Source organism: Vibrio penaeicida (assembly GCF_030689305.1).
GTDB classification, from domain to species: Bacteria; Pseudomonadota; Gammaproteobacteria; order Enterobacterales; family Vibrionaceae; genus Vibrio; species Vibrio penaeicida_B.
The window spans coordinates 517220-543342 of sequence record NZ_JAUYVM010000002.1 but is presented as its reverse complement, the minus strand read 5'-3'; the positions used below and the strand labels follow the sequence as shown (position 1 = coordinate 543342).

Sequence of the window (26123 nt, the reverse complement as noted above, 5' to 3'; positions counted from 1 at the left end):
ATTGTAATGAATGTTAATGGTGCGATCGCGCAAAAACTGCTTTATACCCATAAACGTGACACTGTCATGATTACTATAAGATCAACTCTCGCCATACCATCACGTCAAAATAATCAAACACAATGTCAAGAACGATGTACAGTTGAGGGCGATTTTCAGAGGTATTTAGGATTGAAAGGTAAGTTTTTGTTCATATGAATAAATGCGTGTTTATTCCCTATGTATTTTCCGCTATCTTAACCGTTTTGCAGTATAACTACAGGCGTGCACATGCCCTTAAAGACAGACGAATTAAGAACTCAGCCTCTGGGCCCAATGCCCACTCCTGCAGAGCTGGTTCAAGCTCACCCTCTCACGGATGACGTTGCCGAGCGAATCGAACAGTCTCGTCGACAAATTGAAGCCATTTTAGCGGGTCAGGATAACCGGCTGCTGGCAATTGTTGGCCCTTGCTCAGTTCATGATACCGAGGCAGCATTAGATTACGCGAGACGCCTAAGCGCCATTCAAGATAAGTATAAAGATGAACTTTTCATTGTAATGCGCACCTATTTTGAAAAACCTCGTACAGTTGTGGGTTGGAAGGGTTTGATAACCGATCCAAACCTAGATGGTTCTTACGCATTAGAAACGGGTTTAAATAAAGCAAGAAAGTTGCTGCTAGACATTAACAAGCTAGGCTTGGCTACAGCAACAGAATTTCTTGACATGATTACGGGTCAATACATCGCTGACCTTATTACATGGGGTGCCATTGGCGCTCGCACTACAGAATCACAAATTCACCGCGAAATGGCTTCTGCACTTTCTTGCCCTGTCGGATTTAAAAACGGCACAAACGGAAACGTTAAGATTGCAATTGATGCCATTCGTGCATCCAAAGCTTCTCATTATTTTTACTCTCCAGACAAAAATGGTCGAATGACGGTTTATCGCACTTCCGGTAACCCTCACGGGCACGTTATTCTTAGAGGTGGAGACAAGGGACCGAATTTCGATTCAGATTCCGTTGCTGAGGCATGCGCGCAACTTAGCAGTTTCGATTTACCGCAAAAGCTTGTTGTCGATTTTAGCCACGCTAACTGCCAAAAGCAGCATCGTAAACAGCTGGAGGTGGCTGAAGACATTTGTCAGCAAATACGTTCTGGTTCTGATTCCGTTGCTGGAATTATGGCTGAAAGTTTCATTCTTGAAGGTAATCAGTCAATGAACGACATTACTTCACTTACCTATGGTCAGTCGATCACCGACCCATGCTTAAGCTGGGAGCATACCGTCGAGATGCTAGATATGCTCGCTGAAGCCATAAAAACACGATCAGACAAAGGATAATTCTTATGCCTTCTTTTGACATTATTTCTGAAGTCGACACAGTTGAACTTCGTAACGCTGTCGATAATGCCAGTCGCGAGCTTTCTACTCGCTTCGATTTTCGAGGTGTTGAAGCCAACTTTGAATTTAAAGATGAAACCGTAAAGCTTCATGCTGAAGCCGAGTTTCAGTTGAAACAAATGAGGGATATCCTACGTGGTAACTTGACTAAGCGTGGTGTGGATGTCAATTCCATGGACTCCCAAAAAGCTGATGCCTCAGGAAAAAGCTGGAACCAGGTCGTACTGTTCAAGCAAGGTATTGATAAGGAAATGGCTAAGAAAGTTGTGAAAACAATTAAGGATGCCAAGCTCAAAGTTCAAGCCGCAGTGCAAGGCGAAAAAGTACGCGTTACTGGTAAAAAACGAGACGACTTACAATCTGTCATTGCTTTACTAAAGCAATCAGAATTGGGTCAACCTTTTCAGTATGAGAACTTCCGCGATTAATGCCCATTAACCTATCGAGACATATTTCGTAATTTCGATAGGTTAGCTAGGGTCTGTTGGCTTTAAACGATACATATTTTAAAAGGCTTCAATTACGAAGCCTTTTTTGTTTACACACTTTTACTGAATTGAGCAAATTGTTGTCCCGAGTTCAGGTTAGTTAATACCTGCAACTTCGATAATTCGGTGGTTTTGAGCAAGTAATTTAAGCTCTGGATTATGCTGCTCACCCTTGGGAAAAAATACAACCACTCTCTGCGGAGATACGTTAGGGTCGGACAACCTTGCCGACAATTCAGCATAGTTTTTATAGCTCTCTCTCTCAGCGTCTCTTCGGCATAGATCAACAAATTCAAATGGACAATCTTTGTGGGCAAGTACGAGTTCAGCTTCTTGCATGAACCTTAAGCCTTTGATTGACATAAGTTCAATGTCATCACCAAACTCGAGCCATGTGAGTGAACCACTTTCAAAGTCAGTATCTTTCAAACGCGCTTCATATAGATTTTCAAGATAAGCCCTATCCTGTACCGATTCGATATTTGGGTCAGAAAAGAACGCTTCCCAAAACTTTCTTCTTTCATCCACTGAAGGGAGAATCTCTTTAATACTGTTTCTCTTTGAAGAAGCAAACTCGGCGAGAAGACCAATATTTTGCGAAAGAATCGATTCAAGCTTCTCTCGAATATTTCTAACCAACACCGGAGACGCACCACCGCTCGAAATCGCAATTTGAATGCGACCACGGTTTACCATTGAAGGCGTGATGAAATCACAATATGGCTGGTCATCGACGACGTTAACCATAATGCCTTTACTCTTGGCATCCGCATGGACTTTGTGGTTCAGCTCAGGGTTATCTGTTGTCGCCCATACTTGAACATAATCCTGCATCATATCTGGGCTATAAAAAGCTTTAACCCAATGGCATTTTTCTTCTTCTACTAGCTTTCTTAGAAACGGGTCAATTTTAGGGGAAACAATCGTAACGTCTGCTCCTGCTCGAAGCAGCGAGTCAACCTTTCTAGATGCAACCTCTCCCCCTCCGATTACCAATACTGGCTTGTGATTTAAGTCAAAAAATAACGGGAAATATCGCATCCTAATCCTTTGTTGCAATTCTATTGTTTCCGTAATACTAACAAAAAGGGGGCACTAGGGACATCTGGTTAAGAATCCTCCAGAGATCATCATTCAAATTTTCTTCTATTGTGAGACATATCATCTAGAAATTATTTTGATAGCAATATCAATGGCTAAATTATAACCTTTACCAGAACTTAAAACTCTGCCTCACTATTTTGTAGCGTCGTTGCACTATTTACATTCGTATTACATTTCGTCATTCTAATTACGTTCGGTTCTGTGATTGCACTCAAAAATTCTTTTAAATTAACAATTTGAGAAATCCCAGATCCTTTCCTACGCTTATAAATAGCTGTATGAATAGAGTGCCGTACTTCTTTCATAACAGCACAAAATACTAACATAACTAAACGTGAACCAATTTCGATTGGTATTGCATGGATGATACAGGAAGGATTCAAATGGCAAAGAAACTCACTATTCTTGCTTCAGTAGTCGCTGCTTCAACCGCCATGATGGCAACTTCTGCTTTCGCAGCAGATGGTACGTTGGATAAAGTGAAGTCAAAAGGCTTCCTTCAGTGCGGGGTAAGTACTGGTCTACCAGGTTTTTCTAACCCTAACTCAAAAGGTGAATGGGAAGGTATTGACGTAGAGTACTGTCAAGCACTTGCCGCTGCTGTTTTAGGCGATAAATCAAAAGTTAAATATGTTCCTCTAACTGCAAAAGAGCGTTTCACCGCACTTCAATCTGGTGAAATCGACGTTCTGTCTCGTAACACGACTTGGACTCTGCATCGTGATACAGCACTTGGTCTGAACTTTGTCGGCGTGAATTACTACGATGGTCAAGGTTTCATGGTTAAGAAAGACTTAGGTCTAAGTAGCGCGAAAGAGCTGGACGGAGCTTCCGTTTGTGTTCAATCAGGTACGACTACCGAGTTAAACCTTGCAGACTACTTCCGTAACCAAGGCATGTCTTACAAGCCAGTTGTATTTGATACAGCAGCTCAAACATCCAAAGGTTTCGATTCAGGTCGCTGTGACGTACTGACTACAGACCAATCTGGTTTGTATGCACTTCGCCTTAACTTAAAAGATCCGGCGTCTGCAGTCGTACTTCCTGAAATCATTTCTAAAGAACCACTTGGTCCTGTAGTGCGCCAAGGTGACGATGTTTGGTTTAACATCGCGAAGTGGACACTGAACACTATGATCAATGCCGAAGAGTATGGCATTTCCTCTAAAAACGCAGACCAAATGCTGAAATCTAAAGATCCGAACATCAAGCGTATTCTTGGCGTTGACGGTCCTAAAGGTAAGGGTCTAGGTTTGGCTGACGATTGGGGCTACCAAGTTGTCAAACAAGTCGGTAACTACGGTGAAAGCTTTGAAAGAACTGTAGGTGCAGGTTCTCCGCTACAAATTTCTCGTGGCGTGAATGCACTATGGAATGCTGGCGGTTTCATGTACGCGCCACCAATCCGATAAGCTATTGATTAGTATAATCAAATAATAAGGGCGGTGTATGCCGCCCTTTGCTTACCTAGATTTAGCTACATGGATTTGAGGTTATAGCTGTATGCAACCTACTGATAAAAAAGTGTCTGGCTCGGGTAAACCGGCACAGAACACAAATCTTCTATATAATCCTACGTTTCGTTCAATTGTGTTTCAGATTATTGCTGTTGCAGCATTGGCGAGTTTTTTCTACACCATTATCGACAACGCGCTGAGCAACCTTGACGCTCGCGGCATTGCCACTGGTTTTGATTTTCTTTCTCAAGAAGCAGGCTTTGGGATTGGCCTAACTCTGATTGAGTATGATGAAACCTTTTCCTATGGTAGAACCTTTGTTATCGGTCTACTCAATACTGCATTGGTTTCAGTTTTAGGGATCATTGTAGCGACATTTCTTGGGTTCTTTGTTGGTATTGCTAGGCTATCTAGCAACTGGCTAGTCAGCCGTATGGCGGCTGTTTACATTGAAGTTTTCCGTAACGTTCCCCTACTCCTGCAAATTTTCTTTTGGTACTTTGCGGTGTTACAAGCTTTGCCTTCACCAAGACAAAGCCTCAGCTTAGGCGAATCCATTTTCCTTAATGTACGTGGTTTATATTTGCCAAGCCCCGTTTTTGAGGAAGGCAGTGGAATTATATTTGTTGCGCTTATTGCCGCCGTCATTGCTTCGGTTGTGATCAGCATCTGGGCAGGCAACAAACAAAAACTTACTGGTCAGCAAACACCTGTTGCACTAATTAGTATTGGTTTGATTGTTGGCTTACCTTTTATCGCGTACCTTCTTGCCGGAATGCCGATAAGCACAGACTACCCTGAGCTTAAAGGATTTAATTTCCGTGGAGGTATCTCCATTCTTCCCGAGTTAGCCGCACTATTGATTGCATTAAGTGTTTACACTGCATCCTTTATTGCAGAGATTGTCCGTTCTGGTATTAATGCCGTGAACCACGGGCAAACAGAAGCTGCGATGGCCTTAGGCTTACCTCGTGCGAAGACATTGAAATTGGTTGTGATTCCGCAAGCTTTGCGAATCATCATCCCACCACTCACTAGCCAATACCTTAACTTAACTAAGAACTCATCACTTGCGATGGCGATAGGTTATCCAGATCTTGTATCTGTGTTTGCCGGAACGACATTGAACCAAACGGGTCAAGCAATCGAAATTATCGCAATGACAATGGGTGTTTACCTCACTTTGAGTTTGGTGACCTCTAGTCTGATGAACATTTATAACCGCAAAGTGGCATTGGTGGAGAGATAGTATGACACAACATCAATTTCAACCAGATCTCCCGCCTCCTGCTAATACTGTAGGTATTGTTGGCTGGATGAGAAAAAATCTATTCAATGGTCCTGTAAATTCTGTTGTTACTTTGATTCTTGGTTACATTGCATTGATGGCAACTTGGAACATTATTGACTGGGGTTTTCTATCTGCAGATTGGGTAGGCACAACACGAGAAGATTGTTCAAGAGAAGGAGCATGCTGGGTATTCATCGGTGTACGATGGGATCAGTTCATGTTTGGGTTCTATCCTGCTGAAGAGCTGTGGCGACCTCAACTTTTCTTCGCAACACTTGCTATTTTTGTTGGTTTACTGGCATATGAAGGCACACCGAAAAGAACGTGGATTTGGCTATTCTTTGTCAATATCTACCCATTTTTAGCCGCAGGGCTTCTGTACGGTGGTGTTTTTGGCTTAGAAGTTGTCGACACGCATAAATGGGGTGGCTTACTTGTTACTCTGATCATCGCACTCGTCGGTATTATTGTTTCGCTACCTATTGGGGTTGCACTCGCGCTGGGTCGACGCTCCGATATGCCAATCATACGCAGCCTTTGTACCGTCTATATCGAGGTTTGGCGTGGCGTACCATTGATTACCGTTTTGTTTATGGCTTCGGTCATGCTGCCTTTGTTCTTGTCTGAAGGCTCTGAGACAGACAAACTGCTTCGTGCTCTTATTGGTGTAGTCATGTTTAGTGCGGCTTACATGGCAGAGGTAATTCGTGGTGGTTTACAAGCCATTCCAAAAGGACAGTATGAAGCAGCAGATGCTTTAGGCTTGTCATACTGGAAAAAAATGGGCTTAATCATCTTACCGCAAGCCTTAAAAATTACGATTCCATCGATTGTTAATACTTTCATAGGGCTATTTAAAGATACCAGCTTGGTGCTAATTATTGGTATGTTTGACGTACTCGGTATTGGTCAAGCTGCAAACACCGACCCCGAGTGGCTGGGCTTTGCAACTGAAAGTTATGTATTTGTCGCGTTAGTGTTCTGGGTGTTCTGCTTTGGCATGTCGAGGTATTCGATATGGCTCGAGAACAAACTTCATACCGGTCACAAACGATAATTAACAGGTTCAAGGACGTATTATGACGCAACAAGAAGATTACATGATCCAGTTAACGGACATGAATAAGTGGTACGGTGAATTTCACGTACTAAAGAACATCAATTTGAACGTGAAGAAAGGCGAAAAAATCGTTATATGTGGCCCTTCAGGTTCTGGTAAATCAACGATGATCCGTTGTATTAACCGTTTAGAAGAGCACCAAAAAGGTCAAATTGTTGTTTCAGGCACTGAACTCACAGAAGATTTGAAAAACATCGAAGCGGTTCGTCGTGAAGTCGGTATGTGCTTCCAGCACTTCAATCTATTCCCTCACCTAACGGTTTTGGAAAATTGTACCCTTGCTCCTATCTGGGTAAAGAAAATGCCTAAAGAGGAAGCAGAAGCCATCGCAATGAAATACTTAGAGCGCGTTAAGATCCCTGATCAAGCCGACAAGTTTCCAGGTCAGCTTTCTGGTGGTCAGCAGCAACGTGTAGCGATTGCACGCTCACTTTGTATGAGCCCTCAAGTTATGTTGTTCGATGAACCAACATCCGCTCTCGACCCTGAAATGGTTCGTGAAGTGTTAGATGTAATGGTTGAACTCGCGGGCGAAGGGATGACTATGTTGTGTGTTACGCACGAGATGGGATTTGCTAAAGAAGTTGCAGATCGCGTTATCTTTATGGATGCTGGTGAAATCATTGAAGAAAATAACCCAGTCGATTTCTTTGAAAACCCACAATCAGACAGAACTCAGAATTTCTTGAGTCAAATACTGCACCACTGATTTGGATTAACCTTGAAATCTAAGGTGATTTTGAAAGGTGGCTTTGCCACCTTTCTCGTTTTAGAGAGTTCCAAACAATGAAATACCAAGTATCTAACTGCACAGTAACAATATGTTACAAACGGTTTAATACATATCTCTTTATTTTTCGTACCATTTTTTAGACATACATTGCTTACAGCCCTTGATTTTTGGAACTTTAAGCGCCATAAATGTCTTATAAATAACTAGTCATACGACGAGGAACATTATGAACGGTCCAATAGTATCAAATTCTCGCAACACCGAGAGTCTGATCCAAACCAACAAAGTATTGAGAAATACCTACTTCCTACTTTCACTTACTCTACTTTGGTCTGCTGGCGTTGCTGGCGTGTCAATGGCAATGAATCTTCCACATCCAGGAATCATCATTACCCTAGTAGGTTTTTACGGTCTTCTGTTCTTAACTGAAAAGAACAAAAATAGCTCGATGGGCTTGGTGTTTACTTTCCTATTTACAGGCTTTATGGGCTACACACTTGGACCAATCTTAAATGCCTACATCGGTGCAGGCATGGGTGAGGCGATCGTTACTGCCCTTGGTGGTACAGCGTTGGCCTTTATTGGTGCATCTGCTTATGCAATGACAACTAAACGCGACCTTTCGATGCTAGGCGGCTTGATGCTGTCACTATTCGTTGTCCTTGTTGGTGGCATGATTGCAAGTTTCTTCTTCCAATCACCAATCTTAAGCCTCGCACTTAGCAGCTTGTTTATTGTTTTTTCCACAATGGCGATACTAATGACAACTCAAGGTATCATTCGTGGTGGTGAGACAAACTACATTTCAGCAACCGTGACATTGTATGTGTCTATCTACAATATCTTCATCAGCTTGCTAAGCATCCTAGGCATTATGAACGACGATTAATTCATATTGCACTAATCGAAAACCCGGTTTCTACCGGGTTTTTTTGTGCTTTAAAGTTTGTGTTAACTAAGATAATCTACGCCACCGTAATTTCTTCAGAGAATGATGACGATGATCGAACACCAAGGCAAAACAATTGAGACAGACGCTCAAGGGTATTTATGTAATCACACAGACTGGGATGAAGATCTAGTACCTATGCTTGCTGAAGCTGAAGGAATTGAGCTGACAGAGGCTCACTGGGAAGTCATTCGTTTCGTCCGTAAATTCTATGAAGAATTCAATACGTCTCCTGCTGTACGTATATTGGTAAAAGCGATAGAAAAAGAACATGGACCAGAAAAAGGGAATAGTAAGTACCTTTTTAAGCTTTTTCGCCAAGGTCCAGCCAAGCAGGCGACAAAGCTTGCGGGCCTACCTAAACCTGCAAAGTGCTTATAATTATTTCTTACAATATTTCAAAGCCCGTGTGATCCTCAAAGTCTATCTCTTTGGCTGTCATTGATTTTACGCTGGAGGTTTTAGGACCATTTTCCAACCACAACGCTAATTCATTGATTCTGCTCATCTCTCCACTCGCTACGACTTCAACATCGCCATTAGTTAGGTTTTTTGCGTAGCCTGACAAACCTAACTTTAACCCTTGGTGAGCGGTGTGATATCGAAATCCTACACCTTGAACTAATCCTTTCACACAAAACTTAACTGACTTTTGAGACATCCGTATATTCCTTTAAATTGCTCGATGTTATAGTGTATTCCGTCAATAATATCTGTTATTTGTTGTTAATAGGGACTATTTAAATCATGAAAGAAATACCATTTAGATGGATTGATAAATACCTTATCCATCTGAAATTGCAGGAAAAGTTTTACCTTTTATTTCTTCTTCCTACTCTAGCCATCATCATTATTTCCTCCATCTTAAACTACGCAGCCAATGAACTCACAACGCAAACGATTGCGCAAGAACTCAGAGCGGTCGCAACTCTCATTGAAAATTCTGAGCTAGAAAATAAAGAAATTCACGCCCTTATTTCCCAGTCCCCTAACATACAGTTCGGATCAGGCATTAACTCTGTCACGACTTCAGATGGGCAATACTCGCTCACCGCATCACCTTCAGCTAACTTGCTCTCCTCATTGTCAGTTACTCAAGTTTCATCCATTGTGGCTTGCCTTATTCTTGTTGGCTTAAGCGTCTACTATATTATGACCTTTATTGGTGGAGCAATGTTCTCGGCAAACAAAGCGCTGACGACTCTATCCAACGGGGATTTAACTAATCGATTAAATTATTTCCCTGTTAGAGATGAATTTAGCGTAATCGCTATCAATATAGACAAGGTGTCGGAGCGAGAGCAAAAACTGGTGCTATCTATGCAGGAATCCGTCGCCTTAATGCAGCAAATTAGCTCCGAGTTAAATCAGTCATCAACGTCAAGCTACAATATCTCATCTAAGCAACAGGAAAATTTGGACTCGCTTGCCAGCGCCTCTGAAGAAATGGCAACGACCATTAGAGAAGTCGCGGAGCTCGCGCAAGGATCTAGCAGCCAAACAGAAGAAGCTAAAGCAGTAGCACAAGGCGGGCAACGTAAAGTGGCGGATACATTAACGTCCATTTCCAGTTTGAGCACCGAAATCCAGTCTGCAGCCCAAGCTGTCGCAGAGTTAGATGCAAATGCTGCTCAAATTGATGAAGTGGTTGCGACCATTGGCTCTATTTCTGAGCAAACTAACCTGTTGGCACTCAACGCAGCGATAGAAGCTGCCCGAGCTGGCGAACAAGGACGAGGTTTTGCCGTTGTTGCAGACGAAGTTCGTACCCTTGCAGGGCGAGCGCAACAAGCCACCATTGAAATCCAATCTATGATTGAGTCACTGCAAAACAATAGCTCGTCACTCACTAAGCTGATGGAAGTAACTGTCGACAACGCCTCACAAGGTCAAGGTCTCATGAGTGAAGTAGACGGTGAAATTGGCAACTTATCTGCTAAAAATGAACAGCTTTCGGAATGCAGTATTCAAATAGCTACGGCATCGGAAGAGCAAGGCGTGGTTGCGGATAACATAGCTTTAAGTGTTGAAGACATCCGTAGCCAATCTGTCGAGGTGAATCATTTGATTCAGTCCGCTAACGGCAATATCGAGAGTCTTAAAAATCAAAGTAATCAAATGGAAGCTTTGCTAACCGGACTAAAAGCTTAAACTCACTTTCAAATAAAGGGTCGCTACTGTGGCCCTTTCAACCAATTCTTATACACCTCTAACGGCATTTCACATTTCCTTCGCCCTCTCGAAAAGTAAAAAGTCAATTAACTGAAATAACATCGTGATATCCATTTGCAATTGTCCCCATGCTGACAGAAAATACCGCCCCTACCCAACTTCGAACATCAGGCTGGTATATGACTCCTGCTATACATTTGACTAAAGGTCGTGAAAAATCACTTCGTCGCAAACACCCTTGGATATTTTCACGTGGCATTGAAAAGGTAACAGGTGAGCCTGAAATGGGCGAAACAGTTGACGTATTTGCGCATTCAGGTCAATGGCTAGCAAAAGCCGCATTTTCTCCGAAATCGCAAATCAGAGCGCGTGTTTGGTCTTTCGATAAATCCGATAAAATTGACCAATCTTTTTTTGAGAAACGCATTCGCGATGCCCAGCTTCTTAGAGAAGACATCATTGCGAGAGATGGGCTGACTGGATATCGCTTAATCGCCGCCGAATCAGATGGGCTGCCGGGAATCACTATAGACAAGTATGATAACTTTCTCGTGTGTCAGCTTTTAAGCGCTGGAGCTGAACATAACAAAGCCACTATCGTTAGCGCACTTATTGCTTGCTTCCCGAATCACAATATTTACGAGCGTTCAGATGTATCTGTAAGAAAGAAAGAAGGGTTAGAGGAAACGGTAGGCGTTTTGCACGGTGATTTGCCACCGAAATTCGTTACCATCGAAGAGAATGGTGTAAAAATCAATGTCGATATCGTAAATGGCCATAAGACTGGTTTTTATCTTGATCAACGAGACAGTCGTTTACAAGCGATGAAGTACGTAAAGGACAAAGAAGTTCTCAACTGTTTCTCCTATACGGGCGGGTTTGGTTTATACGCCTTAAAAGGAGACGCTAAGCGTGTCATCAATGCTGATGTTTCTCAACCGGCGTTAGATGCTGCCAAGTTCAATGCAGATGCCAATGGCTTTGATATCTCGAAAAAGCGTGCTGTCTTCCTTAATGCCGATGTATTCAAACTGCTTCGCGAATACCGCGATCAAGGTACAAAATTTGATGTCGTCATTATGGACCCACCAAAGTTTGCAGAATCTAAGTCTCAACTTAATGGTGCATGCAGAGGCTATAAAGACATCAACATGCTTGCAATGCAAATCCTAAACCCAGGCGGTACCTTACTTACCTACTCTTGTTCCGGTTTGATGGAAAGTGACTTGTTCCAAAAAATCATCGCTGATGCCGCTGTGGACGCAGGTCGAAGCGTAAAGTTTGTGGAGCGATTCGAGCAAGCCGCCGATCACCCTGTCGACACCGCTTACCCAGAAGGTTTTTATCTAAAGGGCTTCGCTTGTAAAGTGCTGTAGTACACTTTGTTTGCTAGGGCATTTCAATTGAAATGCCCTATTTCTCACACCTTTACTAATGCATTTAGAGTTATTGGAATGTAACTCTGCGATCTCTTCGAATTAGTACAAAATAGGTAGAAAAGCGACCGCTATATGGAAGTTACATCCTATGGCCCGTCCTTTGGAGGAAAAACTCTATTCAATAACGTCTCGACAACATAGTCTCTTGCATCTTCCTCATCATTCGCTGGATAAACAACATAATCATCATTCTCTAACAACATTGACCAAGAAATAGAAGGATCGCGAAAAAGTTTCATTAGCTCTTCCTCGATTTCAGCTCTCTGAATCGGTTCACTCAATACACGCTCAAACAAAACTATTTCATCACTTGTCTCCAACCCAACATCCACTGAAAAAATAAATGTAAACAAATTTCTTATGGAAGGGGAGTTTTCCATTTGATTACCTCACAGGGAAGTGGACAATAGCACTGGGGAAAGAAAGCCTCACCATTATCGATTCTTGTATTACTCGATTAAGACTGACACTTAAAAACCGAGATCTGACAGATGAAACAACCCAAAAAAATATCGGTGCCACGGGTGTAGTAAAGATAGGAACTAACAATTTGCAAGTGGTCATAGAGACAGAAACCAAGCAAATTGCTCACGAGATAATGCAGATTCCGAGCACTGAGGTGTTACTTAGGTAGGGGAACAGGTTGACGTTACATGTGACCAGACCGGTGTTTGTGACCGGTCTTTTTTCTAATTCTAAAATTCAATACGCTTGATTTACATGGATTTTACTTTAACTGGAGAACTTTAAGAGCTCTATGGTATTTCTTCAACCTAACAAGATCTTTTTCTAAAACCACTTCCAACCTGCTCAAGTCAAGGTTATCTTTTATATCTTCAATTTTTATGGTTCTTGCTAACGTATCTTTTGATAATCTTAATATGTATTCTTCGTATGCTTCATGGCTTCGCTTAGTCAAACAATCAACTGAATGAACGATGTCTCCTGAAAATCCAGCTTTCAGCAAGTATTCGAGTGTTATTGAACCATCTTCAATAACATCGTGCAAAACTGCTACTATCATTTCTTTCTGACATTGAAACTTAAACATCAATCTTAAAGGATGCAATACATAGGGTGTACCACCTTTGTCTAGCTGATGCTCATGAGCCTTTAGTGCAATCTCAATTGCAGTTTCTATATTGCTCAATATCATTTACCTTTTTCATACTCTTCTTGGGATATTTCTTCTCCATAAAGAATGGCATCATTAAATAATCTATTGTCCGAAGTAACGACCTTTACGGATTCTGGTTCGCGATAAAACTTTTTATAAATTTCAGAGGACTTCATACGCCTAAACATTACTTCTTCGAAAGGATAATCTATATACACATCTTTCGAATCCAAATATTTTCCAGTTTTAATTGCCATAAATCGATTCCCTTATAGACTTATAATACTCTTTGCTTTTGGCTTCTAACTTGGTTTTATTCACATCATTACTATCCATTACTATCCATTACTCGCCATTCTTCATACAATTTGTGCCCATCACCACCTTGAAGGCCTGACTTGGAAGAAATGCGGTTGTACTCGTCATGTCCTAACAATACTCTAGCTAGTTCCTCAGGTTCTTTCGCATATATCATAGCTGGTGTATTGACTTGAATCTCTCCAATAATTCCAGAATCAGTTTTTATCGATGAATTAACACCACTATACCCTAATGGATTGCTTTCTCCGTCAATCACTTTTACTTTAGCATCTAGTTTTATCAAGTCTTCAACGACTAAGTCCACATGCTCAGGGGAAACGATTATCGTATTTCTGGCTAAATCTTTGATTTTATGCGGATCTCCATCATAGTCTGACATAATTTTCTGTAAAGCTCTATCGCGAGATTTTATCGGCGCTTTAGCCACATGACCACCGTACTTTTTCGCGATTGAATCTGCGATTGCATCAATTTCTTGTTTTGCAATAGGGGCTTTTGCATACAAATCTTCGAACAATTCAGGCTTTTGTTTTATAGCTTTCATGACAGTACGACCACCAACCAACGTCCCAACAATCTCTACTGATTTGTGGGTAAGTGTCGCCTCAAGTGGTGAGCCAGTTGCGTCTAGAACTGCATCTCCTGCACTTTCCATCGTACTTTCATACATCTGCACATAATCTGATAGGTGCTCCCCTATCATTTGGGCTCCATCTGTCTTAGGTGTGTAGCTTAACGTATCCTGTATGCCTTCAATCCAGTTTACAGAAGTATTTAAATCACCGATTGCTAATGGCGCTAAACCGGCTAGACCAGCAACTATATCCACACCAGTGTTATAAACACCTGATATCAGTAATTCTGCCGCTCCTTCAACGTACTTCCCACCAACATTAGAACCTATAAGTTGAGGATGTAATGGGTATGTTGGTGCATTCACTTTAGCCGCAGATGTAAAATTCCCCGACCCCATAGCATAGACGATTCGTTTATCTGGCTGTGAATCCACTTCCCCAGCTTTTACTGCAGCATCTGGCTCTTCGCAACACAAACCGGATGGATCTATCCACATGACTGGGTTGGGGGCATATTGGTAGTGATTGATTCCGCCAAGTAAGCCGATTGGGTCGGGTTGGATAAAGCGACCTGTGAGTGGGTCGTAGTATCTAGCTAGGTTGTAGTGCAGCCCAGATTCTTGGTCGAAATATTGCCCTTGAAAGCGGATTGGGTTCGCGACCTCTTCTACCTCAACGGATGCCTGCCCTTGTGGATTGTAGTTGGCTTGCCATACCACTTTGCCATTTAAATCGACCATTCGGATTGGGGTGCCTAAGTGGTCGTTTTGGTAAAAGTAGCATACTCCATCCATCACCAGCATTAGCGGCGCGTGGCTATTGGGTTGATAGAGATACCAACGGTAGCTGTTCTGGGTGACTTCACCAATCAGTTTGCTGCCTTGCCAGATAAACTGGGTGACGCCTGTTTCTGTCGTCTTTTTGCTTCGGCGACCTAGCGCATCGTATTCGTAGTGGGCAAGCTTCCCATTGTGGTTGACGGTCACCAGTTGATTCAGCGCGTTAAACTCACGCCTTTGCAAGTGGTCGCCACCTGCGACTTTTACTTGATTTCCTTGGTCGTCGTAGTGATAACGCAGACCTTCGAATTCCAGTATGCGGTCTTGCTCTACGACAATGTCATCACCCGCGGGATTGCCAAAGCTGTCGAATCGATACTTATAAACATCGTCGGGTGTTTTAACACGGGTCAGTTGAGTCAGCTTGTCGTAATGAAAATGGGTATGCCCTAGTTCATTATCGACATAGCTAGCGAGGTTATGAGCTACATCGTAGCGGTATTGTCGACTACGAGTGCCCCACTCCTGAGATTTCAGCCGCCCGATGCCATCATACGCTCTGGTCTCGTTGAGATTATCGCCATAATTGAGAGAAGCCAACCGCCCCATCTGGTCATATTGAATTTCGACGTTTGGTGATAACGCGTTATCTCGGCTTTGGGCAACGCGAGTAATTGTGGTTAAGCGACCAAACTCATCGTAGCCAAAGTGCAGAAACTCGCCGCTCGGCAACTCGAGCGCTTCACAAAGCCCTTTGTCATTGTATTGATACCTGACACAGGCAGTCGATTGCCATTCAGCGGTAGGGAGACCTCGCTCATTGTATTCAAAGGCTAGGCTCGTCGATTCATTGGATGCATGAAGAAGTTTACCTCCATGGCTATGCTGAAAATGACACTCATTGAAAGTATGCCCTGTTTTCCCTTTGAGCGAAGCAATATCACCGTGGGCATTGTAAGTGATTTTTACAGCTCGATTGCCCGATTGTAATTCACTAATACGACCAGAAACATCGTACTGGTAGTGTTGCTTTATCCCATCAAACCCTTGCGTTTGAGTTAACAGCCCATCCGGTGACAACTCTAAGCGATAGTCTAGGTTATCACTTCGATGAATGGATTTGAGGTTGCGCTCTCCATCGTATTGAAAGTACAGCCCACTGCCATCACTGCGGTTTAACCCTTCTGGCTGAGAAAGCTCTCCCCATTCAAACCCTGTTAAACCACTTGGCGTTTGAATGGATGTAATACGTCCTGCATCGTCGTAAGAATACGAATGTTCACGACATACACTTTTATCAAAATCGTGAAAGGTGCGCTGACGAATTAACTGACCTTTGTCATTCTGTTCTAAAGTGACAAACATCCCGTCTGGGTATGCCATCCCATTGATTTTATTAGATTGGTTGTGGCTGTATCGAATTAATGTGCCGTTCGTTTGTAAGCCCTGAAGTTGGTTCTGTTCATTCCACCACCAGCGCTCATGGTTGCCATTTGATTGTGTTCGCTCTATCAAGCGGCCTTTTTTGTCATAGTGATATTGGCTGGAGATTTGGCTTTCATCAACACTAGAAACGAGCTGGCCAAGGCTATTGAACTTGCGACGACTTGTTTGCCCGTCTGGGATTTTAAAGTGCCTGTCCCTGATGTATCCCTGAGCACGGGCTTTGGTCATGGTTAACGAGGTTCTCTTTATAAAGAAGAGGATTCACCATGCGCGAAAGCCTTAAATCGGGAAATGAGCGAGTGCACCCTTTGTGGATTTAGGCGCAACTCACTGTAATTGATGGGTTTCGTATTTTCTTAAAGTGAGTGTCCCTTTAATTCTAATTCACACAGAGGAAATCAAAGAAAAACATTGAGTTAGAAGGAATTTATGCAGGAGTCAATGCGTAATATTCAGTCTATAAATAACTATTAAAATTGTTAAAAACCAGCTTTATAGCTGGCTTTTTTAAAACATCTAAAGATCAATATTCAAAATCCACGTTAAAGTTTCCATCATTTTTCAAAACAAACTTGCACTTTTTGTATAGACCTTTGTCTTCAGTACTTACAACCTTGGCCAACTCATAGAAATAGTCGGCTAACATTATCGTACGTACCCGACTTTCTTCAGACCCGTCTGGTCGGAAGTACGCTACTTCAAGACCAATCGATTCATCAAACAGAACTGCTTCAATTTCAATTGAAGTCCATGGTTCTTTAATTATATCCATTAGCTCATTAGCTATTGCTTGGTAATATTCTACGGGATCATTAAATAACAAAATTCTTAGCCTCCTTCTCGGTTAAAGAAAGTTCTTGTTCGCCAACGACCATTGTTGACTCTATATTCGACTATATATTTATCCGGTCGTATAGTTTTATTATCTGGATCAAATACACTTTGAAAATCCGCCTCTACACTACTGCCTTCTTGGAGATGAGACTTCAAGTCTCTTTCCAACGCACGGTATTCTTTAATATTAAGAGATTTGTTTCCTGGAGATAAATTTAACGCACCTACCTGAAAACCAAATTCGTCAGCTCCAGCGTGGAACGCAATATCATCTTGGATTCCTTGATGCCCAATGAGCCTATCATCATAAAAGCGGTTGCCTCCAGCACCAAGACGAAGTTGACCAGAAGTGCTAACTCCACGACCCAACTCATCAGTTCTATAGCTAAACTCATCAAATTCATAAGTGGTATTAGGTTGAGGGTTCTTAGACACTTCACGAAACTCGGCTCGTGAGTCCAAATATACTATATTTGGAGCATTATCCAAAGACCTGTTAAGGCTACCTAAGTCAGGTGCAACATTCAATACTCCATCACCTGCCTGAACCTCAGGCATTCCATCCATCAGCCAATCTGAATGTGATTTTTCGCCACCTGCGGCTTTATATGCTCTAAATGCAGTGTCTGATATTGGGGAAGCCGTAACCCAAGTACTCCCATCTGTAGCTTGGGCGGTCCAAAGTTCGGGGCTAGTTCGACTATAATACGTTCCATCGCTAGCTGTAACCTCTTCAAACTCTCCCAATGAAGGGCTATACAGTAAAAGTCCCAGTGCATTAGTCAACCGACCTATGGCAGGTGCAAGCTTGCTGAGTAAACCTCTTTCAACGATATAACTTGATTCATTTGCAGCAACTTGCGTAGCCAGAGTTTGGACCCTTACAGTGGCTTGGTTTAAAGGTGCTGTAGGAGTGGGTACCTCTTTAGCTACAGCCAAAGCTGCTGTAATCAACCCAACTACCGAGCAAACGACAGTGCGAGTTACTCAGTATTGCTCGCTCTACGGCTTACTATCAGCCAATAGGACTCTCTGCTGAGAAGGTCGATATACGTCGTATGACTGACGAAATTCATCTCCTATATCCATTTACCGAATGTAGGCGTATTCGAACTGAGTTGGATAAAAAGCCGCTATATAGAAGGTACAACTTATGGCGCATCCTATTTAGGAAAAACACTATTCCATAGCGTATCGACAACATAATCTCTTGCATCTTCCTCATTATCCGCTGGATAAACAACATAATCATCATTCTCTAACAACATTAACCAAGAAATAGAAGGATCGCGAAAAAGTTTCATTAGATCTTTCTCGATTTCAGCTCTCTGAATCGGATCACTCAATACACGTTCAAACAAAGCTATTTCATCACTTGTCTCCAGCCCAACATCCACTGAAAAAATAGATATAAATAAATTTCTTATAGACGGGTAGTTTTCCATTTGATTACCTCGCAGAGAAGTGAACAGTAGCACTGGAGAAAAGAAAGCCTCACCATTATCGATTCTTGTATAACTCGATTAAGACTGGCACTCAAAAACCGAGATCTGGTAGACGAAACAACCTTAAAAATATCGGTGCCATGGTAAAGTAAGAATTGGAACAAACAATTTGCAAGCGATCATAGAAATAAAGCAGATTATGAGAACAGAAATACTGACTGAGGTTGTTACACAGGTATGGTTAAGTGTTGATTTGATAATTAAAAAATCGGTCTGCTTTGTGACTTGATACACAGAAAGCCTTAATCTAAATCGAACTACATTGCTGTTTCTTTTCCTGTACATATTGATAAACACTCTTATATACGAGCAATTCAATATGTACAGGCACACGATTTTCCGCAGATTAGGTCGCTCTAGTTATAAAACCATCAATCTACCTGTCTAGTAACTCCAAGGCTCTATTAATCCATTCTGAAACAGATAGACCTTCAGATTCTGGTTTAAAGTTACCACCAAGCTTATTGAAGGTATTTTGTGGTAAATCGCCCGTGCTCCTAAGCTCGTTTAAAGCTTGTACTAACTGTTCAACAGAATCAATAGATTCTGCTTTAGCAAAATCTTTCACAGCACTTAGCGATGTTTCATAATCATCACGCCAATCCTGATGAAAATAAGCGTCAAAGAAATATTCAAATATTTCATTCATGTTTTAATCCTAGTTATTTGGCTTTGGAAACGAAGTATGGACACGATAACCATTTGGAGCTAGGGGATCTTTAACCAAGAGTACAAATGACTTATTTGATGGTCGGGATACAGTCCCCCCTTGAGCGATAACACGACAAACCTAGTACTCAAGTGTTGCATTAAGTGTAAGTCTGGGTTTAGAGCTGTTTTCCAACCAATCTTGCACATTATCGCTATTTCTTGACAATACATCACCAACTGCTCGTTGAGCAGTTTCCAAGTCCGGATACGTTGATGAACCTAAAATATCTGGCTCAGTATCTAACCGCTGTAGCAATTGCTCGTCAGTTCTACCTACATGTCTTCTAATGGTGTGCCCATCAAGATTTTCATGGATAAGCCGATACTGCATCAGAAAGAGATTTTTTACCTGACCCAAAAACAATGCGTAACAAATTACTGTTGGCGGACCCAGGTTACCCTGACTTCCACTTCTTTGACGAGCTAGAGCAATGTGGAGGCATCTATATAGACAGAGATTCTAAACCTCTGAATTATAATGTTATTGAGGCGCACAATAACCAAGGGAGACAGTTGCCTATACTCGAAGGTAAGCGGCTTAAAGACATTAATCTAGGCAACAATTGCTGAACGCGCAATCAAACCGCTGGTCATTGGAAGGAAGAACTGGTTGTTCTCGAACACAGCAAGCTGCGCTGATGCGAGCGCGATACGTTACATCATCGTCGAGACAGCGAAAGCCAACGGTCTTACCCTCTACGAATACATAGTTAGGTATATGAAGGAGCTAGCGAAGGCAGAACCAGATATCGATGCACTACTACCTTGGAACTTCAAACACTGACAGCTCGCCCCGTGGATTCATGGGGCGGATACCTTTATTCGATATAAAGATATAGATGTACTTTGACCTAGAGCCGTATCATATAGTCACAATACCTAACGGAGATAATCTATCTCAGACAATATCTGGCATTAAACAACTTTTTTTCGAAGGGAATCAACCAACATTGATTCAATTGAGCTAGATGATGTAAATTTATCAATAACTTCCCTTAGTAAGGCTTTTTCTTCAGTACTGGGTTTACCAAAGGATAGAATTGAGTTAATTGAATCTAAGGCTGCGACTTGAACTTGCTGACTTTTTGAGCTTTCAGCTTGTTTGATAAGAATTTGAAATGCGTTTTTATGCTCTTGATCTCCCAGTACTCCAATACATCGAACTTGCCACTGCTCCCCCCTTAAATCAATGGTACTTTTAAGTTCTAACCAATCCTGTTCAGAAAAATCATAAAGCTTACTATCTGCGATACTTATACCCTCGTCTTCCCAATAGTCTACGGAGTACGACATTGATAGAAAACTATCAAACTCTTCAAACATATTAAATTCCTTTGAATGTATTTGGATCCATACAATTTGCACCGCATGGATATCCCGCGGTCAGGTTCTCACCAACTTTAATAACTTCTATTCTAACTCCATTTACAGTTGATTGGTAAAGTGAAGCGCCATCGGAGGAGCGAGTTGCTAAAGGTTTTGTACCGCCAGTATCTTCAATGGCCGACAAAATTTCAGAATCACTCCAAGATTCAGGAAATAGTGTGCTGTTCTTAATCTTAGAAATGTTCCCATCCTCAAATTGAGTAATAATCTTAGCGCTCCTTGTTCCATCGGGATTGGTCGACATAACCTCAACAGCAAACTTTGGATGAGTGTTGCTTATATTACCGCTGTGAGCACCAATTAAACGATTCGTTACATTACCTTGCTTGTTCAAAGCGCGTTGCCCATACAAGACTTTCTCCGTCATTTCCGGAGATATTACCGTTCTTGGAACAGTTACTTTAGGTAAAGATTTTGTTGATTTCAGCAATGTACGACCACCAACCAATGTCCCGACAATCTCCACTGATTTATGTGTGAGTGTTGCTGCAAGTGGTGAGCCAGTTGCGTCTAAAACTGCGTCTCCTGCACTTTCCATCGTGCTCTCGTACGCCTGCACATAAGCTGATAGGTGTTCACCTATTATTTGGGCTCCATCAGTCTTAGGTGTGTAGCTTAACGTATCCTGTATGCCTTCAATCCAGTTTACAGAAGTATTTAAATCACCGATTGTTAATGGCGCTAAACCGGCTAGACCAGCAACTATATCCACACCAGTGTTATAAACACCTGATATCAGTAATTCTGCAGTACCTTCAACGTACTTCCCACCAACATTAGAACCTATAAGTTGAGGATGTAATGGGTATGTTGGTGCATTCACTTTAGCCGCAGATGTAAAATTCCCCGATCCCATAGCATACACGACTCGTTTTTCTGGCTGTGAATCCGCTTCCCCAGCTTTTACTGCCGCATCTGGCTCTTCGCAACACAAACCGGATGGATCTATCCACATGACTGGGTTGGGAGCATATTGGTAGTGATTGATTCCGCCAAGCAAGCCGATTGGGTCGGGTTGGATAAAGCGACCTGTGAGTGGGTCGTAGTATCTAGCTAGGTTGTAATGCAGCCCAGATTCTTGGTCGAAATATTGTCCTTGGAAGCGGATAGGGTTCGTAACCTCTTCTACTTCTATGGATGCTTGCCCTTGTGGATTGTAGTTGGCTTGCCATACCACTTTGCCATTTAAATCGACCATTCGGATTGGGGTGCCTAAGTGGTCGTTTTGGTAGAAGTAGCATTGTTCATCCATCACCAGCATTAGCGGTGCGTGGCTATTGGGCTGATAGAGATACCAACGGTAGCTGCTCTGGGTGACTTCACCAATCAGTTTACTGCCTTGCCAGATAAACTGAGTGACGCCTTCTTCTGTCGTCTTTTTGCTTCGGCGACCTAGCGCATCGTATTCGTAGTGGGCAAGCTTCCCATTGTGGTTGACGGTCACCAGTTGATTCAGCGCGTTAAACTCACGCCTTTGCAAGTGGTCGCCACCTGCTACTTTTATTTGATTTCCTTGGTCGTCGTAATGATAACGCAGACCTTCGAATTCCAGTATGCGGTCTTGCTCCACAACAATGTCATCGCTCACGGGATTGCCAAAACTATCGAATCGATACTTATAGACATCGTCGGGTGTTTTAACACGAGTCAGTTGAGTCAGCTTGTCGTAATGAAAATGGGTATGCCCTAGTTCATTGTCGACATAGCTAGCGAGATTATGAGCGACATCGTAGCGGTATTGTCGGCTACGAGTGCCCCACTCCTGAGATTTCAGCCGCCCGATGCCATCGTACGTTCTGGTCTCATTGAGATTATCGCCATAATTCAGAGAAGCCAACCGCCCCATCTGGTCATACTGAATTTCGACGTTTGGCGATAACGCTTTATCTCGGCTTTGGGCAGCACGAGCAATCGTGGTTAAGCGACCAAACTCATCGTAACCAAAGTACAGAAACTCGCCGCTCGGCAACTCGAGCACTTCACAAAGCCTTTTATCGTTGTATTGATACCTAATACAGGCAGTCGATTGCCATTCAGCGGTAGGGAGACCTCGCTCATTGTATTCAAAGGCTAGGCTCGTCGATTCATTGGATGCATGAAGAAGTTTACCTCCATGGCTATGCTGAAAATGACACTCGTTGAAAGTATGCCCTGTTTTCCCTTTGAGCGACGCAATGTCACCGTGGGCATTGTAGGTAATTTTTACAGCTCGATTGCCCGATTGTAATTCACTGATGCGACCAGAAACATCGTACTGGTAGTGTTGCTTGATCCCATCAAACCCTTGCGTTTGAGTTAACAATCCATCCGGTGACAACTCTAAGCGATAGTCTAGGTTATCACTTCGATGAATGGATTTGAGGTTGCGCTCTCCATCATATTGAAAGTAAAGCCCACTACCATCACTGCGGCTTAACCCTTCTGGCTGAGAAAGCTCTCCCCATTCAAACCCTGTTAAGCCACTTGGCGTTTGAATGGATGTAATACGGCCTGCGTCATCGTAAGAATACGAATGTTCACGACATACGCTTTTATCAAAGTCGTGAAAGGTGCGCTGGCGAATTAACTGACCTTTGTCATTCTGTTCTAAAGTGACAAACATCCCATCAGGGTATGCCATTCCGTTGATTTGATTAGATTGGTTATGGCTGTATCGAATTAACGTGCCATTTGTTTGTGAACCCTGAAGTTGATTCTGTTCGTTCCACCACCATCGCTCACGGTTGCCATTTGACTGTGTTCGCTCAATCAAGCGACCTTTTTTGTCATAGTGATATTGGCTGGAGATTTGGCTTTCGTCAACACTAGAAACGAGCTGACCAAGGCTATTGAGCTTGCGACAACTTGTTTGCCCGTCTGGCGTCACTATCGCTTCTGGTCTGCCTGATTCATCGTAACGATACTGGGTAACAGCACCACTGCTACGTCGCTTCACTGCTAGCTGACCAAACTTGTTGTAAAAATGCTCCGTGAAGGTTCCATCCGGTTGAATTTCTTTGGCGAGCCGCCCTAATTCATCGTATTGCCATTCTTGAATACGTCCCTCTGGGCTGGTTTTCTTTAACAACTTACCATTATTATCGTGATTGAAAAGCCAGCGGTTGCCTAAAGTATCGGTGTAGCTGGATTCGCCATCGTCAAAGACAAAACGGTAGTCATAGGTATTATTGTCCCCGTAGTTTCGAATGCACTTGGCATTTTTCCCATCACCTTGCCATTCAAAGTAATGAGTGAACCCACTTGGACGCTTTCTTGTGAGAAGCAATGCATCATTACGGTAAGTATATGTTTCGACTAGCCCAGACTGATTGCTAGCGGACGTGAGCTCCCCTTCTTCGACAGTATATTCTACAACGAGAGCTTCGGTATTCGGACATCTTAGACCAATAATCTGCCCTTCTTTATCGTATTGACAATACAAAGCGAGAACGCTGTTTGAATGCAATTCAATCAGTCTCCCATTAGAAGAATACTTTAGGTCAATTTGCTTAAGCGTAATATCCCGTATTTGATTCAATTTCCATACGTCATTCAATAGGAAGAACTTGTATTGCGTTCCATCTGGCAGCGTGACAATTCTGTAACCATTCGCATGATGTAAGCAAGAGGCACCTGCTCGAATCTGGTAACTGATTGCCCCTTTGCCTACAGGTAAGAACTCGATGGTATCGCCAAGATCATCGACAAAACACCAGCTTTCTACATTCTCTTCTTCATCTCTAATTTCTAAGAATTCAAAACAATAACTATGGCGCCAACCAAGCCCCATCCCCTGGTCTTGCTGACAAAGTGAAGAGCGATAATGGCGAACCCATTTCAAACCTTCTAGGTTTGTAAAGTCCTCAAGAGATAAGAGCTCTTCACCTGTCACCATTGAAACTGGGTCACCGCCCGTTTCGTGATCTTTGGCACTCACAGGTGTATCGCTGTCGGATGAAGCACTTTCATTTTCTTGTGCCTCTTCCGATTTTCCATCTGAAGGCGCTTTTTTTTCTTCCTCTGCCTCTTCATACACGACTTCTTCAAGCTCTGGGCTTGAAATAGAAGGCGTCGACACTTCGACGAAGCAAAACAGCTTGCCGTTAGCCAATGAGTTGGCTAACGCTTGAATTTGGGCATTTTGGCGCTCAAACACCTTAAGTGGTGCTGAAGTATTCGTCACACTAAAGGTAGATAATTGACTAAGCAAAGCCAAAGACTGTGAATCTGATTTTGCAAATAAGAATTGTGCAAAATTTAACGCTTCACATTCGTCTTGGAACGACTTTAATTTCCCTTTTCCCTGCTTGGAGTTGGAAAAAGTATAAAGCTCAGATCCGCGTCGAATCGATTTACTGAAGTTATCCTTAATCATTAATTGCTAGCTCTTTATACACGCCATGTAAGTGCTGCTGCCGCCCTAAACTTGTTGTTAGACACATCAAGTTGAAAACAGTGAAAGCCATCCACCGGATTTGTTCTTTGCTCACGCTCTAGTTGGAGAATTTTCCAAAGACCGCTGTTAGCCCCTAAATCACCGACTTCTGTTTCAGTGAAAGAATAATCGCTCTGTTCGTTCACATATTTGTGAATATGATGAATTTCGTTACTCCATTCTTCGACGACATTTTCTGGTGCACCAAACGGGAGGCAGATCTTTGTAAACGAAGTGCGAGCCGACTTTGCTCCTGCTCTCATGAGAAAACGAATACTGTCGCCACATTGTTTATCCAACGTCGATGCATCAATTTGTCCCCATTCAAAAACAAGACCGTCTTTTGAGCTAACGGCTTTGACGAGGAAAAAACTGTCATTAATCGAGATTTCCGGCTCTGCGACTTCATCTTGAGTACAAAACGCCGAGGATGAATCTATGCCTAACAACCAAACCCCTGAATCAGAGTACTGCTGAATTAACTTATCGAGTTTGGCCAATGACATCAGAAACGAAGCTCGTCCATACGTATAAATCAACTTAGGCATAGAACTTCTTAATGGGTAGAAGTACCTTTTCAGTTCCTGATACAAAGGAGTGAAATCATCTGACGTTTGTTTTTCTGGCAAAAAAATAAGACAAGGAGCAGGTTCAGATACCTTCTCCAAGTCCGTGCGACACCTGTTAACAATGCCGCAAAGCCGAGAAACTAAGCTTTCTGATTGACTTGAGATCATTCGGTTCGCAGGACCCGAAACATGCTGCGAACTCTCCATATTCATTTCGTACTTCGATGTTTTCATCAAAACACTGTTTAAATTTTGGTGACCAGCTTTCAGTGATGCCGGTCTAAGCGTAAAAGGCATTCGTATTCCAATTAAAATGAAGCC

General features: G+C 42.5%; 24 protein-coding genes and 3 pseudogenes. 13 read left to right on the top strand and 14 right to left on the bottom strand.

From position 1 onward, the window contains the following. The first annotated feature begins 270 nt into the window (after nucleotides 1-270). Both Q8W40_RS05535 and Q8W40_RS05530 read left to right on the top strand, forming a co-directional pair. Complete coding sequence (locus tag Q8W40_RS05535) at nucleotides 271-1332, top strand: 3-deoxy-7-phosphoheptulonate synthase (RefSeq protein ID WP_305396230.1); 1062 nt, start codon at nucleotides 271-273, stop codon at nucleotides 1330-1332. A 5-nt stretch (nucleotides 1333-1337) separates the two neighbouring features. Beyond that, the gene (locus Q8W40_RS05530) at nucleotides 1338-1820 is read left to right on the top strand and encodes a YajQ family cyclic di-GMP-binding protein (protein ID WP_305396229.1); all 483 of its coding nucleotides are present in this window, start codon (nucleotides 1338-1340) and stop codon (nucleotides 1818-1820) included. 156 nt (nucleotides 1821-1976) lie between these two features. Here the strand turns inward: Q8W40_RS05530 and Q8W40_RS05525 are convergent, their stop codons facing one another. Continuing rightward, entirely contained in the window at nucleotides 1977-2921 is a 945-nt protein-coding gene (locus Q8W40_RS05525) for a precorrin-2 dehydrogenase/sirohydrochlorin ferrochelatase family protein (protein ID WP_305396228.1), read from the bottom strand. 446 nt (nucleotides 2922-3367) lie between these two features. On the opposite strand from Q8W40_RS05525, the gene Q8W40_RS05520 reads away from it, so the two are divergent. From Q8W40_RS05520 to Q8W40_RS05495, 6 genes are all read left to right on the top strand, one after another. Beyond that, complete coding sequence (locus Q8W40_RS05520) at nucleotides 3368-4396, top strand: amino acid ABC transporter substrate-binding protein (protein ID WP_101113891.1); 1029 nt, start codon at nucleotides 3368-3370, stop codon at nucleotides 4394-4396. Nucleotides 4397-4487: 91 nt separating this feature from the next. After that, on the top strand, nucleotides 4488-5690 hold the full coding sequence (locus tag Q8W40_RS05515; protein WP_305396227.1) for an amino acid ABC transporter permease: 1203 nt from the start codon (nucleotides 4488-4490) through the stop codon (nucleotides 5688-5690). A 1-nt stretch (nucleotide 5691) separates the two neighbouring features. Next, on the top strand, nucleotides 5692-6789 hold the full coding sequence (locus Q8W40_RS05510; RefSeq protein ID WP_305396226.1) for an amino acid ABC transporter permease: 1098 nt from the start codon (nucleotides 5692-5694) through the stop codon (nucleotides 6787-6789). Between the two features lie 22 nt (nucleotides 6790-6811). Then, the gene (locus tag Q8W40_RS05505) at nucleotides 6812-7561 is read left to right on the top strand and encodes an amino acid ABC transporter ATP-binding protein (RefSeq protein ID WP_101113894.1); all 750 of its coding nucleotides are present in this window, start codon (nucleotides 6812-6814) and stop codon (nucleotides 7559-7561) included. A gap of 250 nt (nucleotides 7562-7811) precedes the next feature. Next, nucleotides 7812-8474 (top strand): Bax inhibitor-1/YccA family protein, encoded by a 663-nt coding sequence (locus tag Q8W40_RS05500; protein ID WP_305396225.1) that lies wholly within the window; start codon nucleotides 7812-7814, stop codon nucleotides 8472-8474. Nucleotides 8475-8585: 111 nt separating this feature from the next. Further along, nucleotides 8586-8915, top strand: a complete 330-nt coding sequence (locus tag Q8W40_RS05495) for a TusE/DsrC/DsvC family sulfur relay protein (RefSeq protein ID WP_305396224.1) — start codon at nucleotides 8586-8588, stop codon at nucleotides 8913-8915. 7 nt (nucleotides 8916-8922) lie between these two features. On the opposite strand, the gene yccX is transcribed toward Q8W40_RS05495, so the two are convergent. Beyond that, nucleotides 8923-9195 (bottom strand): acylphosphatase, encoded by a 273-nt coding sequence (yccX, locus tag Q8W40_RS05490; RefSeq protein ID WP_305396223.1) that lies wholly within the window; start codon nucleotides 9193-9195, stop codon nucleotides 8923-8925. A gap of 86 nt (nucleotides 9196-9281) precedes the next feature. On the opposite strand from yccX, the gene Q8W40_RS05485 reads away from it, so the two are divergent. Together Q8W40_RS05485 and Q8W40_RS05480 are read left to right on the top strand one after the other, a co-directional pair. Beyond that, nucleotides 9282-10685: a methyl-accepting chemotaxis protein gene (locus Q8W40_RS05485; protein WP_305396222.1), complete on the top strand. Its 1404-nt coding sequence runs from the start codon at nucleotides 9282-9284 to the stop codon at nucleotides 10683-10685. A gap of 200 nt (nucleotides 10686-10885) precedes the next feature. After that, complete coding sequence (locus Q8W40_RS05480; protein WP_305396317.1) at nucleotides 10886-12082, top strand: class I SAM-dependent methyltransferase; 1197 nt, start codon at nucleotides 10886-10888, stop codon at nucleotides 12080-12082. A gap of 149 nt (nucleotides 12083-12231) precedes the next feature. Here the strand turns inward: Q8W40_RS05480 and Q8W40_RS05475 are convergent, their stop codons facing one another. From Q8W40_RS05475 to Q8W40_RS28095, 6 genes are all read right to left on the bottom strand, one after another. After that, nucleotides 12232-12525 carry a hypothetical protein gene (locus Q8W40_RS05475; RefSeq protein WP_305396221.1) on the bottom strand — a complete coding sequence of 98 codons (294 nt, stop codon included), beginning with the start codon at nucleotides 12523-12525 and terminating at the stop codon, nucleotides 12232-12234. Between the two features lie 347 nt (nucleotides 12526-12872). Continuing rightward, nucleotides 12873-13295 carry a hypothetical protein gene (locus Q8W40_RS05465; protein ID WP_305396220.1) on the bottom strand — a complete coding sequence of 141 codons (423 nt, stop codon included), beginning with the start codon at nucleotides 13293-13295 and terminating at the stop codon, nucleotides 12873-12875. Nucleotides 13296-13297: 2 nt separating this feature from the next. Further along, nucleotides 13298-13519 carry a hypothetical protein gene (locus tag Q8W40_RS05460; RefSeq protein ID WP_305396219.1) on the bottom strand — a complete coding sequence of 74 codons (222 nt, stop codon included), beginning with the start codon at nucleotides 13517-13519 and terminating at the stop codon, nucleotides 13298-13300. Nucleotides 13520-13590: 71 nt separating this feature from the next. Next, nucleotides 13591-16611 carry an RHS repeat domain-containing protein gene (locus Q8W40_RS05455; protein WP_305396218.1) on the bottom strand — a complete coding sequence of 1007 codons (3021 nt, stop codon included), beginning with the start codon at nucleotides 16609-16611 and terminating at the stop codon, nucleotides 13591-13593. A gap of 295 nt (nucleotides 16612-16906) precedes the next feature. Next, the gene (locus Q8W40_RS05450) at nucleotides 16907-17155 is read right to left on the bottom strand and encodes a hypothetical protein (RefSeq protein WP_305396217.1); all 249 of its coding nucleotides are present in this window, start codon (nucleotides 17153-17155) and stop codon (nucleotides 16907-16909) included. A gap of 56 nt (nucleotides 17156-17211) precedes the next feature. Further along, nucleotides 17212-18168 carry a DNA/RNA non-specific endonuclease gene (locus tag Q8W40_RS28095; RefSeq protein ID WP_370693364.1) on the bottom strand — a complete coding sequence of 319 codons (957 nt, stop codon included), beginning with the start codon at nucleotides 18166-18168 and terminating at the stop codon, nucleotides 17212-17214. Here Q8W40_RS28095 and Q8W40_RS05440 point away from each other — a divergent pair. Beyond that, nucleotides 18168-18344, top strand: a pseudogene (locus tag Q8W40_RS05440) (IS3-like element ISVpa4 family transposase); the annotation flags it as partial. The gene Q8W40_RS28095 and the pseudogene Q8W40_RS05440 sit on opposite strands and share 1 nt — an antisense overlap. A gap of 36 nt (nucleotides 18345-18380) precedes the next feature. Here Q8W40_RS05440 and Q8W40_RS05435 read toward each other — a convergent pair. The 3 genes from Q8W40_RS05435 to Q8W40_RS05425 all read right to left on the bottom strand — a co-directional run bounded on the left by Q8W40_RS05435 (nucleotide 18381) and on the right by Q8W40_RS05425 (nucleotide 19764). Next, complete coding sequence (locus tag Q8W40_RS05435; RefSeq protein ID WP_305396216.1) at nucleotides 18381-18662, bottom strand: hypothetical protein; 282 nt, start codon at nucleotides 18660-18662, stop codon at nucleotides 18381-18383. Nucleotides 18663-19098: 436 nt separating this feature from the next. Then, nucleotides 19099-19371, bottom strand: a complete 273-nt coding sequence (locus tag Q8W40_RS05430; protein ID WP_305396215.1) for a contact-dependent growth inhibition system immunity protein — start codon at nucleotides 19369-19371, stop codon at nucleotides 19099-19101. A 141-nt stretch (nucleotides 19372-19512) separates the two neighbouring features. Further along, entirely contained in the window at nucleotides 19513-19764 is a 252-nt protein-coding gene (locus Q8W40_RS05425; RefSeq protein ID WP_305396214.1) for an RNase A-like domain-containing protein, read from the bottom strand. On the opposite strand from Q8W40_RS05425, the pseudogene Q8W40_RS05420 reads away from it, so the two are divergent. After that, nucleotides 19752-19997, top strand: a pseudogene (locus tag Q8W40_RS05420) (IS4 family transposase); the annotation flags it as partial. The gene Q8W40_RS05425 and the pseudogene Q8W40_RS05420 sit on opposite strands and share 13 nt — an antisense overlap. A gap of 1 nt (nucleotide 19998) precedes the next feature. Next, nucleotides 19999-20217: pseudogene (locus tag Q8W40_RS05415) on the top strand (transposase domain-containing protein); the annotation flags it as partial. A gap of 131 nt (nucleotides 20218-20348) precedes the next feature. Here the strand turns inward: Q8W40_RS05415 and Q8W40_RS05410 are convergent. From Q8W40_RS05410 to Q8W40_RS05400, 3 genes are read right to left on the bottom strand one after another with little or no spacing between them, the layout of a single operon-like run. Beyond that, on the bottom strand, nucleotides 20349-20756 hold the full coding sequence (locus tag Q8W40_RS05410; protein WP_305396213.1) for a hypothetical protein: 408 nt from the start codon (nucleotides 20754-20756) through the stop codon (nucleotides 20349-20351). 1 nt (nucleotide 20757) lies between these two features. Next, entirely contained in the window at nucleotides 20758-25173 is a 4416-nt protein-coding gene (locus Q8W40_RS05405; RefSeq protein ID WP_305396212.1) for an RHS repeat-associated core domain-containing protein, read from the bottom strand. Nucleotides 25174-25187: 14 nt separating this feature from the next. Continuing rightward, nucleotides 25188-26099: a hypothetical protein gene (locus Q8W40_RS05400; protein WP_305396211.1), complete on the bottom strand. Its 912-nt coding sequence runs from the start codon at nucleotides 26097-26099 to the stop codon at nucleotides 25188-25190. Nucleotides 26100-26123: the final 24 nt, after the last annotated feature.

Excerpts from the sequence above, each read along its gene's own strand:
- Q8W40_RS05510 (WP_305396226.1), top strand. The coding sequence starts at position 5,692 with ATGACACAACATCAATTTCAACCAGATCTCCCGCCTCCTGCTAATACT.
- Q8W40_RS05480 (WP_305396317.1), top strand. The coding sequence starts at position 10,886 with ATGACTCCTGCTATACATTTGACTAAAGGTCGTGAAAAATCACTTCGT.
- Q8W40_RS05495 (WP_305396224.1), top strand. The coding sequence starts at position 8,586 with ATGATCGAACACCAAGGCAAAACAATTGAGACAGACGCTCAAGGGTAT.
- Q8W40_RS05435 (WP_305396216.1), bottom strand. The coding sequence starts at position 18,662 with ATGGAAAACTACCCGTCTATAAGAAATTTATTTATATCTATTTTTTCA.
- Q8W40_RS05425 (WP_305396214.1), bottom strand. The coding sequence starts at position 19,764 with ATGCAGTATCGGCTTATCCATGAAAATCTTGATGGGCACACCATTAGA.
- Q8W40_RS05505 (WP_101113894.1), top strand. The coding sequence starts at position 6,812 with ATGACGCAACAAGAAGATTACATGATCCAGTTAACGGACATGAATAAG.
- Q8W40_RS05410 (WP_305396213.1), bottom strand. The coding sequence starts at position 20,756 with ATGTTTGAAGAGTTTGATAGTTTTCTATCAATGTCGTACTCCGTAGAC.
- Q8W40_RS05500 (WP_305396225.1), top strand. The coding sequence starts at position 7,812 with ATGAACGGTCCAATAGTATCAAATTCTCGCAACACCGAGAGTCTGATC.
- Q8W40_RS05520 (WP_101113891.1), top strand. The coding sequence starts at position 3,368 with ATGGCAAAGAAACTCACTATTCTTGCTTCAGTAGTCGCTGCTTCAACC.
- Q8W40_RS05455 (WP_305396218.1), bottom strand. The coding sequence starts at position 16,611 with ATGACCAAAGCCCGTGCTCAGGGATACATCAGGGACAGGCACTTTAAA.
- Q8W40_RS05515 (WP_305396227.1), top strand. The coding sequence starts at position 4,488 with ATGCAACCTACTGATAAAAAAGTGTCTGGCTCGGGTAAACCGGCACAG.
- Q8W40_RS05535 (WP_305396230.1), top strand. The coding sequence starts at position 271 with ATGCCCTTAAAGACAGACGAATTAAGAACTCAGCCTCTGGGCCCAATG.
- Q8W40_RS05405 (WP_305396212.1), bottom strand. The coding sequence starts at position 25,173 with ATGATTAAGGATAACTTCAGTAAATCGATTCGACGCGGATCTGAGCTT.
- Q8W40_RS05485 (WP_305396222.1), top strand. The coding sequence starts at position 9,282 with ATGAAAGAAATACCATTTAGATGGATTGATAAATACCTTATCCATCTG.
- Q8W40_RS05430 (WP_305396215.1), bottom strand. The coding sequence starts at position 19,371 with ATGAATGAAATATTTGAATATTTCTTTGACGCTTATTTTCATCAGGAT.
- Q8W40_RS05525 (WP_305396228.1), bottom strand. The coding sequence starts at position 2,921 with ATGCGATATTTCCCGTTATTTTTTGACTTAAATCACAAGCCAGTATTG.
- Q8W40_RS05460 (WP_305396219.1), bottom strand. The coding sequence starts at position 13,519 with ATGGCAATTAAAACTGGAAAATATTTGGATTCGAAAGATGTGTATATA.
- Q8W40_RS05530 (WP_305396229.1), top strand. The coding sequence starts at position 1,338 with ATGCCTTCTTTTGACATTATTTCTGAAGTCGACACAGTTGAACTTCGT.
- Q8W40_RS05450 (WP_305396217.1), bottom strand. The coding sequence starts at position 17,155 with ATGGATATAATTAAAGAACCATGGACTTCAATTGAAATTGAAGCAGTT.
- Q8W40_RS05475 (WP_305396221.1), bottom strand. The coding sequence starts at position 12,525 with ATGGAAAACTCCCCTTCCATAAGAAATTTGTTTACATTTATTTTTTCA.
- yccX (WP_305396223.1), bottom strand. The coding sequence starts at position 9,195 with ATGTCTCAAAAGTCAGTTAAGTTTTGTGTGAAAGGATTAGTTCAAGGT.
- Q8W40_RS05400 (WP_305396211.1), bottom strand. The coding sequence starts at position 26,099 with ATGCCTTTTACGCTTAGACCGGCATCACTGAAAGCTGGTCACCAAAAT.